This is a genomic window from Pseudarthrobacter chlorophenolicus A6 (assembly GCF_000022025.1).
GTDB classification, from domain to species: Bacteria; Actinomycetota; Actinomycetes; order Actinomycetales; family Micrococcaceae; genus Arthrobacter; species Arthrobacter chlorophenolicus.
Map to the genome: position 1 here is coordinate 3,936,507 of NC_011886.1, position 15,703 is coordinate 3,952,209.

11 protein-coding genes are annotated in these 15,703 nt (G+C 66.0%); 3 read left to right on the forward strand and 8 right to left on the reverse strand.

The features are described 5' to 3' along the window. Entirely contained in the window at positions 1 to 978 is a 978-nt protein-coding gene (locus ACHL_RS17785) for a LysR family transcriptional regulator (RefSeq protein ID WP_015938700.1), read from the reverse strand. 180 nt (positions 979 to 1,158) lie between these two features. Between ACHL_RS17785 and ACHL_RS24255 the strand changes: the two genes are divergently transcribed. Then, complete coding sequence (locus tag ACHL_RS24255; protein WP_156368405.1) at positions 1,159 to 1,296, forward strand: hypothetical protein; 138 nt, start codon at positions 1,159 to 1,161, stop codon at positions 1,294 to 1,296. 107 nt (positions 1,297 to 1,403) lie between these two features. On the opposite strand, the gene ACHL_RS17790 is transcribed toward ACHL_RS24255, so the two are convergent. Beyond that, positions 1,404 to 4,085: a helix-turn-helix transcriptional regulator gene (locus ACHL_RS17790; RefSeq protein ID WP_015938701.1), complete on the reverse strand. Its 2,682-nt coding sequence runs from the start codon at positions 4,083 to 4,085 to the stop codon at positions 1,404 to 1,406. Between the two features lie 378 nt (positions 4,086 to 4,463). Here ACHL_RS17790 and ACHL_RS17795 point away from each other — a divergent pair, with 378 nt between their 5' ends. Then, on the forward strand, positions 4,464 to 5,549 hold the full coding sequence (locus tag ACHL_RS17795) for a hypothetical protein (RefSeq protein WP_015938702.1): 1,086 nt from the start codon (positions 4,464 to 4,466) through the stop codon (positions 5,547 to 5,549). 71 nt (positions 5,550 to 5,620) lie between these two features. Here ACHL_RS17795 and ACHL_RS17800 read toward each other — a convergent pair whose 3' ends face one another. The 3 genes from ACHL_RS17800 to ACHL_RS17810 are packed head-to-tail and all read right to left on the reverse strand — an operon-like array spanning position 5,621 to position 10,389. Next, complete coding sequence (locus tag ACHL_RS17800) at positions 5,621 to 6,991, reverse strand: glycosyltransferase family 2 protein (protein ID WP_015938703.1); 1,371 nt, start codon at positions 6,989 to 6,991, stop codon at positions 5,621 to 5,623. Then, a complete protein-coding gene (locus ACHL_RS17805) occupies positions 6,988 to 8,880 on the reverse strand; it encodes a polysaccharide deacetylase family protein (protein ID WP_015938704.1) in 1,893 nt (630 codons plus the stop codon). Before ACHL_RS17805 ends, ACHL_RS17800 begins: the two co-directional genes overlap by 4 nt. 45 nt (positions 8,881 to 8,925) lie before the next feature. Then, positions 8,926 to 10,389: a polysaccharide deacetylase family protein gene (locus ACHL_RS17810; protein WP_015938705.1), complete on the reverse strand. Its 1,464-nt coding sequence runs from the start codon at positions 10,387 to 10,389 to the stop codon at positions 8,926 to 8,928. A gap of 326 nt (positions 10,390 to 10,715) precedes the next feature. Between ACHL_RS17810 and ACHL_RS17815 the strand changes: the two genes are divergently transcribed. After that, on the forward strand, positions 10,716 to 11,870 hold the full coding sequence (locus ACHL_RS17815; protein ID WP_139187378.1) for a chitinase: 1,155 nt from the start codon (positions 10,716 to 10,718) through the stop codon (positions 11,868 to 11,870). 44 nt (positions 11,871 to 11,914) lie between these two features. Here ACHL_RS17815 and ACHL_RS17820 read toward each other — a convergent pair whose 3' ends face one another. The 3 genes from ACHL_RS17820 to ACHL_RS17830 all read right to left on the reverse strand — a co-directional run bounded on the left by ACHL_RS17820 (position 11,915) and on the right by ACHL_RS17830 (position 15,361). Further along, positions 11,915 to 12,538 carry a hypothetical protein gene (locus ACHL_RS17820; RefSeq protein WP_244266486.1) on the reverse strand — a complete coding sequence of 208 codons (624 nt, stop codon included), beginning with the start codon at positions 12,536 to 12,538 and terminating at the stop codon, positions 11,915 to 11,917. 403 nt (positions 12,539 to 12,941) lie between these two features. Beyond that, on the reverse strand, positions 12,942 to 13,946 hold the full coding sequence (locus tag ACHL_RS17825; RefSeq protein WP_015938708.1) for a dTDP-glucose 4,6-dehydratase: 1,005 nt from the start codon (positions 13,944 to 13,946) through the stop codon (positions 12,942 to 12,944). A gap of 29 nt (positions 13,947 to 13,975) precedes the next feature. Beyond that, complete coding sequence (locus ACHL_RS17830; protein WP_015938709.1) at positions 13,976 to 15,361, reverse strand: nucleotide sugar dehydrogenase; 1,386 nt, start codon at positions 15,359 to 15,361, stop codon at positions 13,976 to 13,978. Positions 15,362 to 15,703 lie beyond the last annotated feature (342 nt).

The following is a 15,703-nucleotide window of genomic DNA, read 5'->3' on the forward strand; positions in this document are numbered from 1 at the left end:
TCAGGACTGCACCTGCTGCTGCCCTTTGGCGGCGCCAATCACCACAGGGTGGGCCTCAACCGGGAAGAGTTCCTGTAGCCGTCCGCATGAACGCTGGACCACGGAACGAAGCCAGACGCTTGCCGGGTCCTCTGTCTGGGACGGATGCCAGTACATAGCCTCCACCAGGGACGCCTCGGTATCGTCAGCGAATTCCAGGACCGCGATATTGGCGCCGCGCGCGGCCCTTGCCGCCAGCATCCGCGGCACCAGTGCCACAAGATCCGTCCCTTCCACCAGAAGGGGCAGAGACAGGAAGCCTGCCACCACGGCGGCCACCCGGCGCTGCAGGCCCAGGGACTCGAAGAGCTTGTCCGCCGGTGTGCTGATGCCCTCGCCAAAATACCCCACGGCGTGCGGCACCGTGACCAGGTCTTCCAGTGTGAGACGGGGTCGCTGAAGCAGGGAACTCGCGGCGTCCGCGACCACAACGAAGCTGTCCCGGAAAAGCTGCCTGCTGGCACCTTGCATGTGGTACCCCGTGGGACCCACCAGAAGGTCGATCTTGGAGTAATCGGCCAGCTGGCCCTGGATCCCGGATTTGGAGGTGGGCATGAAATCCACTGATACTCCGGGCGCCTCATCACGGAGGATCCCCCGCAAGGGGCCAACAATCAGTGCGGCGGCATAGTCCGATGCGGCGATGATGAACTCCCGCTCGCTGGTGCCGGGATCGAACCCTGACCGCACCCGGGTGGCCCGCTGGATGTGCAACAGGGCTTCATCCACCAGCGGGACCAAGGACTGCGCAAAGGGCGTCAGGTCGTAGGTGCGGCCGTTGCGGACCAGCAGTTCGTCGTCGAAATGCCGCCGGAGCCTCGCCATCGCAGCGCTGGTGGCCGGCTGGCTGAGCTGGAGCCGTTCGGCCGCCCGGGAGATGTTCTTGAGTTCCAGCAGGACCTGCAAAGGGGGCAGCAGGTTCAGGTCCAGGTTCCTCATCTCCACAGGCTATCCGCGCACCGCATCCGCAAGGACCAAGCGTCTCCGCAGCCACCTCCGGTCGGCTTTCCGCGTGGTCCGGCTGCGTAAGTAGCCTGCCTTGCCCATGGAGTGCCCCCAACCCGCAGAAGGGTGGCGGCCACCCTTTCGCAGCGGCACTGCCGCGCCGAAAATTGCTGCATGGATGCTCAGGAAATGGAGCGGGTGTGGCATGGAAGCCACCGGAAGGGACAGGCCAAGATGTGGCAACTGGCCTTCGTCTGGTGCGTCCTTGGCCTCGTGTCGATTTCGGTACTCATGACGTCCCTGCCGCTGTAGCGGGGACGCCCGGCACCACCAGGGCCCGGCCGGAGAGCTGCACTGCAGCCACACCGGCGGGGCCCCTTTCGTGGGGGATGCTGATTCCACCATCCTGGCGGGCCGGGCTACTCCGGAAAGTCCCCTCCGTGGTTCCACACTTCGGAAAGTTCCTGCCTGCTCGAGACCCCGAGTTTCCCGTAGGTCCGCTGCAGGTGCGCGTTGACCGTATTCACGGAGATCCCCAGGCGGACCGCCGCCTCCGCGCTGCTCAGCCCGGAAGCAATCAGCCCGGCAACTTCCCGCTCCCTGTTGGACAGCTTGCCGAGGTCCGGGAGGGCAGCAGGGGGCCTTGCAGCAATGGACCCTGCCGGCGGCACCTCCCCGGCGCCCAGGACATCCTCCTGAGCAGGATCGTCGTATCCGGGGAAGGCCACCTCCGGATGCGACGCCGGCATGTCGTCCTGCGGCTCTCCCAGCATTGCCGGCGGCACGCTCCAGATGAGGTCCGCCACTCCCACCTCCTGGGACCTCACTCCGCGTGCTCCCGTCCGCGCCGCGAGTCCCAGGTTGAGGTTCTCCAGGGCGCGGTGTCCCCGTTTGCCGGCGGTATCCGCCAATTGCAGCAGCCTGCGGTTGGACGAGCCTGCTCCGCTCACCACCGAACGTGCCGCCGAAGAGTAACTGTCCGCCAGCCGGGCGGCCAGGTAGCTGCCGGACTGCCGTCTCGCGTCGTAGGCTGCCAGGGCGCGGCGGACCTGCCCCACGTCTCCCAGCAGCCACGCGGCCGCGGCAAGTCCGCTCAGTGTGACCGGCAGCAGCCCTTCAGGGTCTGCTTCATCGAAACGCACCTTCGCTTGCCGGAAGTGCTCACATGCCAGGTCGAGGCTGCCCTGCCGGGCCAGGACGAAGGCCCGGTACAGGTGCGCCGGCCCCTCAAAATAGCTGAGCCGGCCAACGGTCTGGCGCGGCGCCCCCGAGCACACCATTTCCTTGCCACCCCATTGGCCGCGCCAAATCAGGTTAGAGCCGTGGATGATCAGCACCACGGCGTGGAAGTCCACAGTGCACCGGGGCAGGCGTTCCAGGGATTCCAGGGCGGCGGTGGACAGCTCCACTGCCTCTGCAAACCGGCCGCCAACAGCCAGCCCTTGGGAGACCAGCGCCATCAGCAGCACGCCCGCTTCGGTTGTGGGCAGCGGCGGCGGGCCACCGGTTTCCCCGCCGGCCCGGTGATCGCCGCCCATTCCTGCGCCGATGGTGTGCTGCCGGCTGAGCCGCTGGTACAGCGCATCCCCGGCCCGTGGCCAGGAGCCGGACTGGGCATCAAGGTACAACTGCAGGACGTCCAGTTCGTCCCGTGCCTCCTGCCCGCCAAAAGGTTCGGCGTCGACGGCGGCCTCCACCCGCCGTCGCGCATCGTAAACGAGGGCATGCAGGACGTTGGGGTCCGGGGATGTGGGATGCAGCGCCCGCACCAGCAGCCAGACAGCCCGCAGGAACTCCCTGTTGTCCGCCCCCTCCGAGGATGCCAGCAGCCGCCTGAGCAACTGGACGCTGCCGTAGATGTCCCCCATGAGGTACAGGGCCCTTGCATGTTCGACGCCGGCCGGAAGCCCTAGTTCCGGCGCCGTCACCCCTGCGGCGGCGTGCCGGGCGCGGTGGCTGTCATGCAGGTCGTTGGCGGCAATAGCGACGGCCAGCAGGTCGGCGTCCGGGGTGGGCAAGCCGCTTACCTGTTCCAGGGCCACGCGGCGGAACAGGTCCCACAGCGAACCGGCATCACCGTGCGACATCTGCCCTCGAAGGGCAAGCCGGAGTTCACGCTGCCGGTCCGGCGCCAACTGCTGCAGGGCAGCACCGGCTTCGAGGACATGGTTGAGGGTTGCAGTGGCCGCAGCGGGATCCGGCAGGCCGGCGTCCTGGATCCGGACGGCGCCCGCAGACCGGAGTTCGGCCAGGGCAACGCTTCCTGCCAGCGCTTCGGCGACGCCGACGGAGAGCGGCTCGCCGACGGCCAGGAAATCTATCAGCTGCCGCTGCTGGTGCGGATACGCGGCCAGCCGTCGCGTCACGAGCTCCTGGATCTGGGTGCCCGCGTGCGTGTCGCGGGTCATGGACCATTCACCGCCAGAGCAGGCAACACCGCCGCCGGCCACGGCCGCATCAAGGAAGAGCCTCGCAGCCAGCATGTTGCCGGCGGAGGCCGACTGGATATTCCGGACCAGGCCCTCTGAAGGCCGGCCCTGGAGCCGGGACGCCAGGAAGTCCCGCATCCGTTCCGGACCCAGTTCGGAAAGGTTGACCACCGACAGCTGCCGGGCCACCACCGACTCCATCAGTTCCATGCGCAGCGGCCTGTCGGACCGGTGGGTCGCCAAGAGCCGGATATCCGGTTCGGACACCACCCTGTTGAGGAGCCAGAGCGAGAGATCGTCAAGGAAATCTATGTTGTCCAGGGCCAGCAGCACGGGCATCCCCGGGGGCCCGGCGCTGCGCAACGCCTGGCGCGAGGCCTGCACCAGGAACCTGGGGGAAGCATTCGATTTCGCGGGCAGGTCCGGAATCAGCGCCATGGCAATGCTGAACGGAACATCCGCAAACGAACTGGCAGCGGTGCGCGCAACTACAGAAAATGTCCCCTCCAGGACGGAAGCCGCGGCGTCCAGGAGGGTTGTCATGCCCGAACCGCCGGCGCCGGAGATCAGCACACCTGCCGGTTCAGGCCCTGACAGGGCGACAACAATGTCATGCAGCTCCGCTGCCCGGATGATTCCCTGAGAAAGGTGGTTGCCTGCCGCGTTGTCCATGGTCCTGTCTTAGGTGAGGGCCACCGGGCGCATTTCCTGGTGGCCGCGGTAGGACCGTTGTCGAGATGCTCACACGGTATCGGGCCATTTCAGGCAGGGATTGAGTGTGTACTACTTGGATTTTTGGGCCCCGGACCGGGTATCCCCGATTCGGGCGCTGGACCGTGCCTGTGTAAGGTTGGGTGGCGTGGGCAGGTTCCGGCGCCTGCGGCTGGGGAGTTGACGAGCCGCCGATTGATGTAGCTGCCCCCACCGCGATCCACCATCCCGGGCGATAGAAAAAACGACGTGCAGCGTTGCCGCTGCACGTTTCTTTTGCGCGCCCGCGGCGGGCCGCCATGGTCTCGGAGTCCATGCACCCAACAGATATGACATCCCATGAAACACCTGATCACAGCACTTGCAGCGGTGCTGCTACTGGCCGCCGGTGGACTGTTCGCGGTTTCGGCCACACAGTCGTCCGCCACCACCTCCGCAGCCACCAAAGCAGCCGGACAGCGCCCGTCCGAGTCGCCGGCAAAGGACAAGGCACAGCCCAAGCGGACGCCAGCTCCCCTGCCAAGCAGCACACCGGTTCCCGCAACGGAAAGCTCCCCGGCCGCCGCTCCCGCTCCGGCTACCCAGGCCCCGGCGCCGGCAGCTCCGGCTCCGGCACCTGCTCCGGCCATTGTTCCGGCGGCGGCCACCGGAAGCGGCAGCAGCGCGTACCCCCTGCACAGCAATATCATCAGCACCACGTTCTGGGTTGGCGAGATCTTCAACGCCAGCCTCTCGGACGGTTCGCAGGTCTGCTCCACCTACAACAGCCAGTGGGCGTTCCAGCACACCGGCGTAAAGCTCGGCACTGTTGACGCGGGCGCTGCCGGATGCCCCGGCAGCTATTACGGCGGGTGTGACGGTGTGAGCTCCGGTTCCGGCGCCGATTTCAAATGCGCCACCGAACGGCGGGTTGCCAGCAACGGATACTTCCCGCTCAACCAGCCCAAGCCGCTGCAGAACCCGTTCTACCTGGACCTGCCCTACGACGACCTGAACGACGCCGTCGCCTTCGCCGAGCGCTGCCAGGTGATTCCGTGGGCTGCCGCGGACAACGCCGCCACCGGCGTCAACAACTGTGCAAACCAGGAATACAGCTACATGAAGAACCGGTGGGTCCAGATCACGGGCCCGAACGGCAGCACCTGCTACGGACAGATCGAGGATGCCGGTCCCTCCAGCGGTTCCGAATACCACGACTCCGCCTACGTCTTCGGGGCCGGCGACGCACGCCCGGTCAACCAGAGCTTCTCCGCGGACGCTACCCAGGGCGCCGGCATGGACGTCTCCCCCGCGCTGAACGGCTGCCTTGGCTTCGCCGAACTGGACGGCAGCAGCGACCGCGTCTCGTGGCGCTTCATCGACCGTGCCGATGTTCCGGCCGGACCGTGGCTGACCGTCGAGACCACTTCCGGAGTCAGCAACTGACGGCAGAAGCCGGCAATGCCTCCTGCAGTACCGCCTGACGGAGACGCCTGACAGGAGCCTCCTGGCAGCCGTCAGGAGGCTCCGTTCCCGGCCGTCACCGGGGTCAGCTCCTTTCCCTGCACCCTGCGGGCCGGGCTGACCCAGGTGCCGGTCGAGGCAGAGGAGAACGCCTTCGGGAGTACCTGGAGGCACAGGAAGGCATCCAGGATCCGCATCAGCGGGAACAGGGGTGCCATCAGCAGCATCCCGGGCTTGCGGAGGGAAACCGCTGCCAGGATGGTCAACAGGAAGTCCGGTAGCAGGACACCAAACAGCACATCCTGCGGCCGCAGCAGCCCGGACAGGAAGACCGCAACATCCCAGTCGCTGCCGAAGGCTCCCACCTGGATCGCGGCAAAGGTGGAGACGAGGAACACCGGCAGCAGCAGCACAAAGAAGACGCAGCTCATCAACAGCTCGAAAATGTACGTTGCCAGGACCAGCCAGAAGCGGCCCGTCTGCTTCCGGTGCCGCCGGACCGTCTGCCAGAATCCCAGGATCCACCGGCGGACCTGCTTCATATAATCCTGCAGCCTGTCCGGGTCCTGGGTATAGGCCACCGCCGCGGAGGGGTGGAACGCGATCCTGCCAAGTTTCCTGGCGTGGATCTCGAACGTCATGTTGAAGTCCTCGATGACCAGGCCGGGCGCGACGACGTCGATCTCCTGCAGCGCGCTGGTCCGGTACATGCTGGCGAACCCCGGAACGATGGACACCACATTGGCACCGCGCGCCGCCTGCCCGTACTTCAGCAGGAGCTGCACCACGATGTAGAGACGCTCCCGGTAGGCCACCAGGAACCGTCCCATGGCGGTAGGCGAGGGCGGATCCATGATGGATTTTGCCCTTCCTGCCACGGCCACCACCGTTGGATCGGCGAACAGCGGCAGGCCGGTCCGAAGGTAATCCTCGGTGGGACGCGTATCGGCATCCAGCAGCATCACTACCTTGAACCGCCGGCACAGGTCGAAATGCGCAATCCCTGCGGCCAGGGCACCCGCCTTGCCCCGGTTGGGGTCCAGCTCCAGCACTTTGACGCCGGCTGCGCGTGCCAGCTGTGCCGTGTTGTCCGTCGACATGTCCGACACCACGTGGATGTTCCGGCGCGGTACCAGCCTCGACGCCGCACGGATGGTCTCGTTGATCACCAGTGCCTCGTTATGGGCGGCGACCAGCACGGCGACGTGGGACGGCAGGATGCGGATGCCGGTTCCCCTGTGCCGGCCCCTCCGCGGCCGGGCGGCGACGGCCGGCAACCCTGCCCTGACGGACCGCCAGGTGCGGTACCGGTGTTTCCACTCCTCCAACAGCCAGGAGTTCTCCCCCGCGAGGCGCACCAGCCCAACAAGGGTCCAGAAAATGGTGCTGACACCAAGGACCAGGACGATCGAAACAGCAATCACAGCGCCGGAGCCCCCACAGTGTCGTACATCGCGTAGTCGTCCGTGATCAGGGTGCCGTTGCTGAAGAGGTTGAGGCCGAAGCTGATGGCGGTGGCCCCCGCCGGCAGTGCCGGCGTGGTGAAGCTGGCCTGCGTGTACGTGGCGGCCGGCGCGAGCCAGGGGCTGGAGGTCCAGTACACCCACGTGCCTGCGGAGTTACGGTAATAGACCGCGAACTGGGTGGTGGCCGTGGAGGTGTACCAGGCACGCAGCGAGTAGGTCTTGCCGGCGATGGCAGGTGGAGCGCAGGAACCGGAGTCCAGGGCCGGAAGCAGCTTGCTGTCACCGTTTGAATAGTTGCTCATCACCAGCCGGACGGCCTTGGTGCCGGAATGGGCACCGCTGGCAAGGGTGGTGTAAGTGGGGGTGTTCGTGCCGAAGCCAGCCGCCTGCCAGCACTGCGGAAGGGTGCCGGTGCCAGCGGTTTCCAGCCCGGCGTTCTGCACGAGGTTCGCACCCGCCGCCGGTTGGGGCGGCGGCGGCGTTGCGGCGGCGTCGAACATCTCGGCGTCATCGGTGACCAGCGAGCCGTTGCTGAAGATGTTCAGGCCGAAGCTGATGCCGCTTGCGCCGGCGGGAAGGGCCGGAGTGGTCCAGGTGGCCTTCTGGAACGTGGTTGCCGCTGCAAACCAGGGGCTTGAGGTCCAGTAGGTCCAGGAGCCTATTCCGCTGCGGTAGTACAGGGCGAACTGCGTTGGAACAGTGGATTTGTACCACATGCCCAGGTTGTAGCTGTGCCCGGCCGTTCCCGCGGGTGAGCATCCGCCCAGGTCCAGGGACGGCAGCCATTTGGCGTCACCGTTGGTGTAGCTCCGCATCACCACTTGGGCTCCCCTGCCGGTCCGGCCCTGGTTGACCGTGCTGAAAGTGGGGGTGTTGGTTCCGTATCCCCCCTGCTGCCAGCACTGGGGAGCGCCGTTGGTGAGCGTTTCAAAGCCCGGGTTCTTGACCAGGTTGCCGGTGCCGGGCGGCGGAACGGCCGGCCCTGACACCAGTGGCTTGACCGTCCCGCCGATGACCTGGTCCACCGTTTTGACGGTGGTGGTGGCGGGACGGGTCTTCAGCCAGTTGGCGAACTGGTTAAACAGGGTGGGCGAGATGGTGATGGAGTCGGAAGGGTTATTGGCGATGTGGTGGAACGTCAGCTGGACCCAGCCGCCGGCTCCGTTCTCGGCCTGCGTGACGCTCCGTTGGAGATCTGCCAGCGTCCACGTGTTTTCCACCTGGTCCGGCGCTGCCGTGTAATAGGGGTCGGCCGGCGGGATGGATTCGCCCACCGCACACGTACCGCAGCTGAACCGGGTGCGGATATCGCCCAGCCCGCGGGCGCTGTTGTAGCCGCAGTTCCGCACGATCGCCTCGGTGCCGGCGTTGGCCGCCGCGAACGGGTGGGCGAAGCTGGTCACCCGGAAACCCCAGTTGCTGAGGTTGACGCGGTCGTTGCAGACCTGCCGCGTGGCTTCATCGCTGGGCAGGGTGGTGAGGTCCGGGTGGGTGACGGTGTGGCCACCGATTTCATGCCCTGCGGCCGCCAGCGCCTGGACTTGGGCGAGCGTGAAGTAGTTGGGGGTGCCTACGACGCCGGAGGTCACGTAGAAAGTCCCCTTCAGTCCCAGCGAGTTCATGGTCTGGGCTGCCGCCAGCTGGTCCGCGTGGCCGTCGTCGAACGTCAGGCTGACCACCGTGGGCGCGGCAGCATGGGCTGCGGGCGGGCTCATCGCCAGGCCGGCGACGGCCAGGGCCAGGGCGGCCGCCACGGTCACCAAGGATTTGGCCCGGCGGAGCAGTCCCCGCCGGGCACCCTCGCGCGGAGGCAGTTCTTCCACGGGCTCGCAGCCGGTAGTTTTCATGGCTTACCACTCGATTCATCTTGGGAAGGCCCCGGGACTGGGGGCTTACTGGGCAGGAGGCGGCGCCCCCACGGTGTCGTACATTTCGTAGTCATCGGTGGCCAGCTGGCCGTCACTGAAGAGGTTGAGCCCGAAGCTGATGGCCTCTGCGCCGTCGGGAACGGGCGGTGTCTCCCAGACCGCCTGCCCGTAGGTCGTCCTTGCGGGGAAATACGGGCTGGCCGTCCAGAACTGCCAATCACCCATGGCGTTGCGGTAGTACACAGCGAATTGCGTCCGCGCCGTGGACTGGTACCAGGCGCGCAGCGAGTAGGCGTGGCCTGCGGTGACGCTGGGCGCGCAGGCTCCCAGGTCCAGGACCGGGAGGAGCTTGACGTCCCCTGACGCGTAGCCGGTGACGTCCAGCCGCCGGGACGTTCCGTCCCGGAAGCCGGGCGCCAGGGTTGCCAGTTCGGACGAATTCTCCCCGTAGCCTGCCACCTGCCAGCACTCCGGCAGGCCATACTTTCCCGGGGTTTCCAGACCCGGATTCCGCAGGGCGTTGACGCCCGGACCGGCAGGGGGTGCAGCCACCCCCGGGACCACAGGCTTGGCCACTTTGCCGATCACCTCGTGGACGGTCCGGACCCCCATGGTGCCCTGCGCTGTCCGGGCATCCAACCAGGCGGCAAACTGTTCGAACAGGGCCGGGCTGATCGAGAGCGGACTTCCGGAGTCATCGATGTCGTAGAAAGCCAGCTGCAGCCAGCCACCTGCCGCCTCGGCCTGTTCCACGGTCTGCTGCAGATCCTGCAGTGTCCAGTCCCGGCCCACCTCGGAGGTGGCACGGGTGTTGAAGGGATCCTCTGGCCGTACGGTCTCAGCCGGGGCGCAGGATTCGCAGGAGTGCGGGCTGCGGATCCGGTCCTGTCCCCTGGCGCTGTTGTAGCCGCAGCCGGACACGATCTCCCCGGCGGCGGGGGACGTTGCACCAAACGGGTAGGCAAAGCTGGTCACCTTGAAACCCCATTCACTGAGCTTCGCCCGGTCACTGCACACCTGCCGTTGTGCTTCGCCGGGCTCGACGGCGGTGAGATCCGCCAGGGTGACCGTGTATCCGCCGATTTCGTGATGCTGTTCGGCGAGGCGGTGCAGGTCCTCCTGGTTCAGGAAGCCGGCGGCGCCAATGAAGCCTGAGTTGACGTAATAGGTGCCGCGCAACTGGTGGTCAGCCAAAATGCGAGCCGCTTCCCGCTGGCTGGACCGGCCGCCGTCGAACGTCAGGGAAACTGAGAGCAGGGGCGCGGCGCCGGCGGTGGGCGCATCGGACGACTGCGGGCCCGCCGCCACATCGCTCCGGTCCCCGCCGTTCGCCGTCATGAGCGACGCACCCCCGGTCAGGACAGCGAGGACCGCTATCCAGGACACGGCAAGGAGGCCCACCCTCCTGCGCGAAGCACGGGCCTGCATTGTCGCCAGCTTGCCATTCACGCGGCCGGCGGCCCCGGAACCGGGATGTTCGCCGGTCACGGCGCGCACCCGCCCGCGGCGGCACGCCTCCAGCGGAGGGCATCGCCCTTCATTGACGAGATTTCCATGGTGAGACCCGTTTCTCCACCGACCGGTTTCAGTCGTTCACAGCCTCAGCCTATGGAGGGCCGCTCCCCCCGGACACGAGTAGGCAGTACCCGTATTTGGCTTTTGGACCACGTACCTGCGCGCAGCCACTACTCGGCGCTGCCTGCCCGGCCACTGCGGCCCGTCATGCAAGGAATCCTGGCCTGAAAACAGGGCGCCTATGGTCAAATGGTGGTTCAGGAGAGTGGACAGTAAAAACGACCAACACGGGGGACATTGTGGCAGCCAAACCGGGCACCGGCCAGGTCAGCAGGGCTGCCGCGTCCCCGGCACCAACGCGGGCGGGAAGGCTGCACGTGCCTTCGGCCAACCGGCGCTCCAACACCCGGCTCGCGGTGGCCGCCGCAGCTGTAACGCTGGCCCTGGTTGGCGGCTTCTTCCTATGGCGGTTTATTGCGGAGGCGGGCATGGCACAGCAACCGTGGTTTTCGGGTTATGCGGATGTCACGGTGGACCCGCCGTACGACTTAGCCGGGACCGGGATGCCGGACAGCCGTAACGTCACCCTGGCCTTCGTCGTGGCCGACTCCTCGCAGCCATGCGCCCCCAGCTGGGGCAACGCCTACAGCCTTGATGCTGCCAGGGACGCCCTCAACCTTGAGCAACGGATCTCCGAATTGAAGTCCGACGGCGGCGCCATTGCGGTTTCCTTTGGCGGCTCAGTTAACACTGAGCTTGCCGTCGCATGCCAGGACCCGGTCCAGCTGCAGGCTGCTTACCGCTCAGTGGTGGAACGCTATTCCCCTTCCACCATCGATTTCGACATCGAGGGCGACGCACTGCTTAACGGCCCGGCCGGGGAGCGGCGGGCAGAGGCGGTGGCCGCCCTTCAAAAGGAAAAGGACGGGTGGGGCGGCGGACTGGACGTGTGGCTCACCCTCCCGGCGTCACCACGCGGTTTGACCGACGACGGCATTGCAGTGGTGGACCAGATGCTGGCCGCCGGAGTCGACCTTGCCGGCGTCAACATCATGACCATGAATTACGGGTCCAGCCGCGGGCCCTCGCAGAGCATGCTGGACGCGGCGGTAGCGGCCGCCGATTCCACCCACGACCAGCTGAGCATCAGCTACCAACGGGTGGGGACCAACCTCAGCAGCCAGGAAATCTGGTCGAAGATGGGGCTGACTCCGATGATCGGCGTCAATGACCTGCCGGGCGAAGTCTTCGGGCTGGACGCGGCCGGTGGCCTGAATTCCTATGCCCTCCAAAAGGGAATCCAAAGAGTGTCGATGTGGTCGCTCAACCGGGACCGGGAGTGCACCGCTGCTGCTGCCGATGGCCAGGCGAGCCATGTGTGCAGCGGGGTCCAGCAGGAGCCTGGCCAGTTCGCCAAGGCCCTCGCCGCAGGTTTTGAGGGCAAGCTGCGCTGACGCGGCGGGCGGCCTGCCTGGCTGGCACCGCCGGTGTTGCCGGGTCAGCGGACCTGGCTGGTGGTGACAATGTCGAGCCAGGGCCCTGCCGGCACCTGGTCCCGCGTCACGAATTGCCAGTCCACGGTGTCCGATTCGCCGTTGATGTCTTCAAAATCCAGGCACCCGTTCAATGCCGGAGAAACGTCCATTCCAGCCCCGTTGAATTCCTTATTGGCAGGGCGGGCATCATTGGATCCAAAGACATATTCCTTGTCGTGGTACTGGCCGGGTCCTGCGTCCTGGATCTGGCCATAGCATTCCTGGTTTCCCTTACGGATCCGGACCCATTGGTTCTTCATGTAACTGAATGATTTGTCCTGCTCACGGCCTGCATATTCAGGATCCTTGGCCCAGGGAATGACGGTGGCCCGTTCCGCGAATGCCTTGCTGTCGTTGACGTCGTCATAGGGCAGGTCGAGGTAGAAGGGGTTTTCCTTGGGTGTCATGCCGGTGGGCATGTAGCGGTTGGCTTCCGTCCGCTGCTCAGTCTCGCAGGTCCCGGATTTCATCACCCCGTCGCAACCACCGAAGTTCCGCATCCAGCCGGAATCGTAGGTGGACATGACCTGGCTGCCGTCGTCGGCCTTGGGATCGAAAAGTTCGCCCACCCAAAAGGTGGTGGCCACGATGTTGGTGTGCCACGGATAACCGCCCTCCCCGGAGGAGCTTCCTCCGTCCGGAGGGGAAGGCGGTGAGGAACAACCCGCAGCGATGAGCGCCACCGAGGACAGGGCGGCGGCGAAGCCCCACCGTACCCGGATGCTGCGCCCAACCCGCCACGTGCGCGGTCCCTGTGGTGCAAGCCGATAATTCAGCGTTGACGCTCTTTTCAACCCGGACTCCTTTGTATGCCGTGCCACTTAATTTTCCTTGATATCCGGTGGTATCGGCGAGGGAAATGAGCACATTGACAGCCAATTCTCAGCTTTCCGATTCACGGCATTTCCGGAATTTTGCAGCCCAATGGCCGGGCCGGGAAATAAATCCCGGCCCGGCCAACGGAGTATCTGGTTTGCGGACCTTTGGCCGTCAGGAAGCGAGAATGACCTTCCACCGTGAAGCGTCTGCTGTATTGGATGTCCGGTTGTCTGCGGCGACGTTGGTGATGATCTGGTCAACTGTGGTCTTGGGGTCGAAGCCCACCAGCCCAAAGGCCTTGGTGTTGTCCGGCACCCGCCGTCGCATGTCCTCGTAGCCTTCGGAGTAGGCCTGCTCGTAGGGCACCAGGGTGATGGGACTGTCGCTTCCCACAAGTTCCACAATCCGCTCCGCGAGGGCGAGGATGGAGATCTCGTGGTTGCCACCGAGGTTGTAGGCGTTGCCGTACGCGCGCTCGTCCTCAGAGATCCGCGTGATGGCGGGCACGATGTCGCCCACATAGGAGAAGCAGCGTGTCTGGTGCCCGTCTCCGTACACGGTCAGTGGTTCGCCCGCGAGCGCCTGGCGCACCAGGCGCGGCACCACCATGCCGTAGCGCCCGGTCTGGCGGGGGCCCACGGTGTTGAAGAGCCGGACAATGGCCACCCGCAGCCCGAACTGCCGCCAGTAGGCGTGGGCGAATGCTTCATCGATGCCCTTGGCCGCAGCGTACGTCCAGCGCGATTTCAGGGCCGAGCCGAGGATCCGGTCCGATTCCTCGGAAAGGCTGTCCGAGGTGTTCTTGCCGTAGATCTCGCTGGTGGATGCCAGCAGGAGGCTGGCGCCTGCTTCAAGGACGGAGTCCAGGACCACTTCCGTGCCGTGGATGTTGGTGCGCAGGCTTTCCAGCGGGTGGTCAACGATCAGGTTGACGCCTACCGCGGCGGCCAGGTGGAACACCCTGTCCGCCCCTGCTACTGCCTTGTCCACGGTAGCCCGGTCAAGGATGCTGCCTTCGATGAAACGGAACCTGCGGTGCCCAATGACGCCCTTGAGGTTCTCAAGCCGGCCGGTGGACAGGTCATCCAGGACAATTACCTCGTCCCCCGCTGCCAGGAGGTGTTCCACAAGGTGGCTCCCGATGAATCCGGCACCGCCGGTAATTGCTGTTCTCATGCTTCCTGCTTCCAAATGGAGTGGTGTGGTCAGAGCCTGGTGACGTTGTCTGCCTTGGGCAGCCGGTAGGTGGTGTCCAGCACTGCCGTGGCGTTCTCCAGCCAGTCAAGGTCTGTCTGGCTGTGCCGGGTGTGCAGGATGACGAGGTCCGCTTCCCACAGTTGGGGAGCAGGATTGGAGATGAGCGTCCCACCCCGGCCATCGGGCGCGGTGAGGCACCAGGGATCCGAATAGGCCACCTCGGCACCGTCCGCGATGAGTTCGGCGATGATCTCGAGGGCCGGGGATTCACGGAGGTCCTCGACGTCGGGCTTGTAGGCCACGCCCACGACCATCACCCGCGCGCCGGCCAGGCCGTGGTTCCGCTCGGAGAGGATCCGCCGCGCCTTTTCCACTACCTGGTGCGGCCTGCCCGCGATCCCGATCATTGCCTGCTCGATCACCGGCGCCGTAACGCGGGCCTTGCGCAGCTGCCACAGGAGGTAGTGCGGGTCGCACGGAATGCAGTGACCGCCGACTCCCGGGCCGGGGGTGAACGGCATGAACCCGTACGGTTTGGTGGCGGCCGCGTTGATCACGTCCATCACTTCCATGTCCAGTTCGTGGCAGATCTGGGCAAACTCGTTGGCCAGGGCAATGTTGACCGCCCGGAACGTGTTTTCCACGAGCTTGGTCATTTCGGCTGCGTCCGCGGACGGGACCACGTGGACCAGCTTGGTGCTGGCGCTGAGCAGCCGTTCGGCTGCCTCACCGCAGGCAGCGGTGACGCCGCCCACCACGCGGGGCACGTCTTCGTGGGAGAAGGAGTCGACGCCGGGATTGATGCGTTCCGGCGAGAAGGCGACGTACACGTCGCGTCCCGGAATGAGCCCCTTGGCTGCGAGGGGCATCGCCAGCAGGTCCCGTGTTGTGCCCACGTAGGTGGTGGAGGTGAGCATCAGCAGCTGCCCCGGCACCGCGTATTCCACCACTGAGGCACACGCTGCGCGCAGGATACCGAGATCGGGAACAAGGTACTCGTCCACGGGGGTGGGAACGCAGACCACGACGGCGGCCGCGTGGGCCAGCAGCGAGAGATCGCTGGTCAGCATGAATGAGGGGTCAAGCAGCGCGGTCTTGAGCCGCTCCTTGTCCGAGTCCAGCAGGTCCGCCTGCTGTTCCCGGATCACTGCCAGCCGCCGCTCCGAGACGTCGAGCCCGAGGACCCGCCTCCCGGAGGCGTTGATGGCAAGGGCGGTGGGCAGTCCCACGTAGCCCAGGCCGACGATTGCGACGTCGAACGTGAACACCTGGTCCTGGGCGGGAATTGCCCGCGCCGCGGTGCCCTCAGTCCACTCCACTGCCTCAGCCGGCAGGGAGTGGGATTCAACGGCGACCTGTTTCTTGAGGGTTTTTACCTTCGTGTTCGGTGCCATGGTCAGTCGACCTCCCGGTGCATTTTGTCTCCAGAGTGAATAAAAGCCGGCGGCGAGAAGGAGTGTGCCCGGGTCTCAGGTGGCACGTCGCCCTTCACCGCCGGCCCGTTTTGGGGGGTCCCCGCCAGCGGCGGGAGACCTGTCGCATCGGGACTGCTTTCCTGCCGGACGGCCATCAGGCTGTCCCCAGGAAAGGAAATCTTCCTGCGCTTCATGTCGAGGCCCACTTCCCCTCGTGCTGGCGGTTGCCAACAAGACGAGGGTATTAATCAAGTCCTTTGCCCGGCGCGAGTGTGGTGTACCCGTCTTTGACCCCGTCCGCCGCCCCCGGCGGTGAGACTA

Excerpts from the sequence above, each read along its gene's own strand:
- ACHL_RS17785 (WP_015938700.1), bottom strand. The coding sequence starts at position 978 with ATGAGGAACCTGGACCTGAACCTGCTGCCCCCTTTGCAGGTCCTGCTG.
- ACHL_RS24255 (WP_156368405.1), top strand. The coding sequence starts at position 1,159 with ATGGATGCTCAGGAAATGGAGCGGGTGTGGCATGGAAGCCACCGGAAG.
- ACHL_RS17790 (WP_015938701.1), bottom strand. The coding sequence starts at position 4,085 with ATGGACAACGCGGCAGGCAACCACCTTTCTCAGGGAATCATCCGGGCA.
- ACHL_RS17795 (WP_015938702.1), top strand. The coding sequence starts at position 4,464 with ATGAAACACCTGATCACAGCACTTGCAGCGGTGCTGCTACTGGCCGCC.
- ACHL_RS17805 (WP_015938704.1), bottom strand. The coding sequence starts at position 8,880 with ATGAAAACTACCGGCTGCGAGCCCGTGGAAGAACTGCCTCCGCGCGAG.
- ACHL_RS17825 (WP_015938708.1), bottom strand. The coding sequence starts at position 13,946 with ATGAGAACAGCAATTACCGGCGGTGCCGGATTCATCGGGAGCCACCTT.
- ACHL_RS17830 (WP_015938709.1), bottom strand. The coding sequence starts at position 15,361 with ATGGCACCGAACACGAAGGTAAAAACCCTCAAGAAACAGGTCGCCGTT.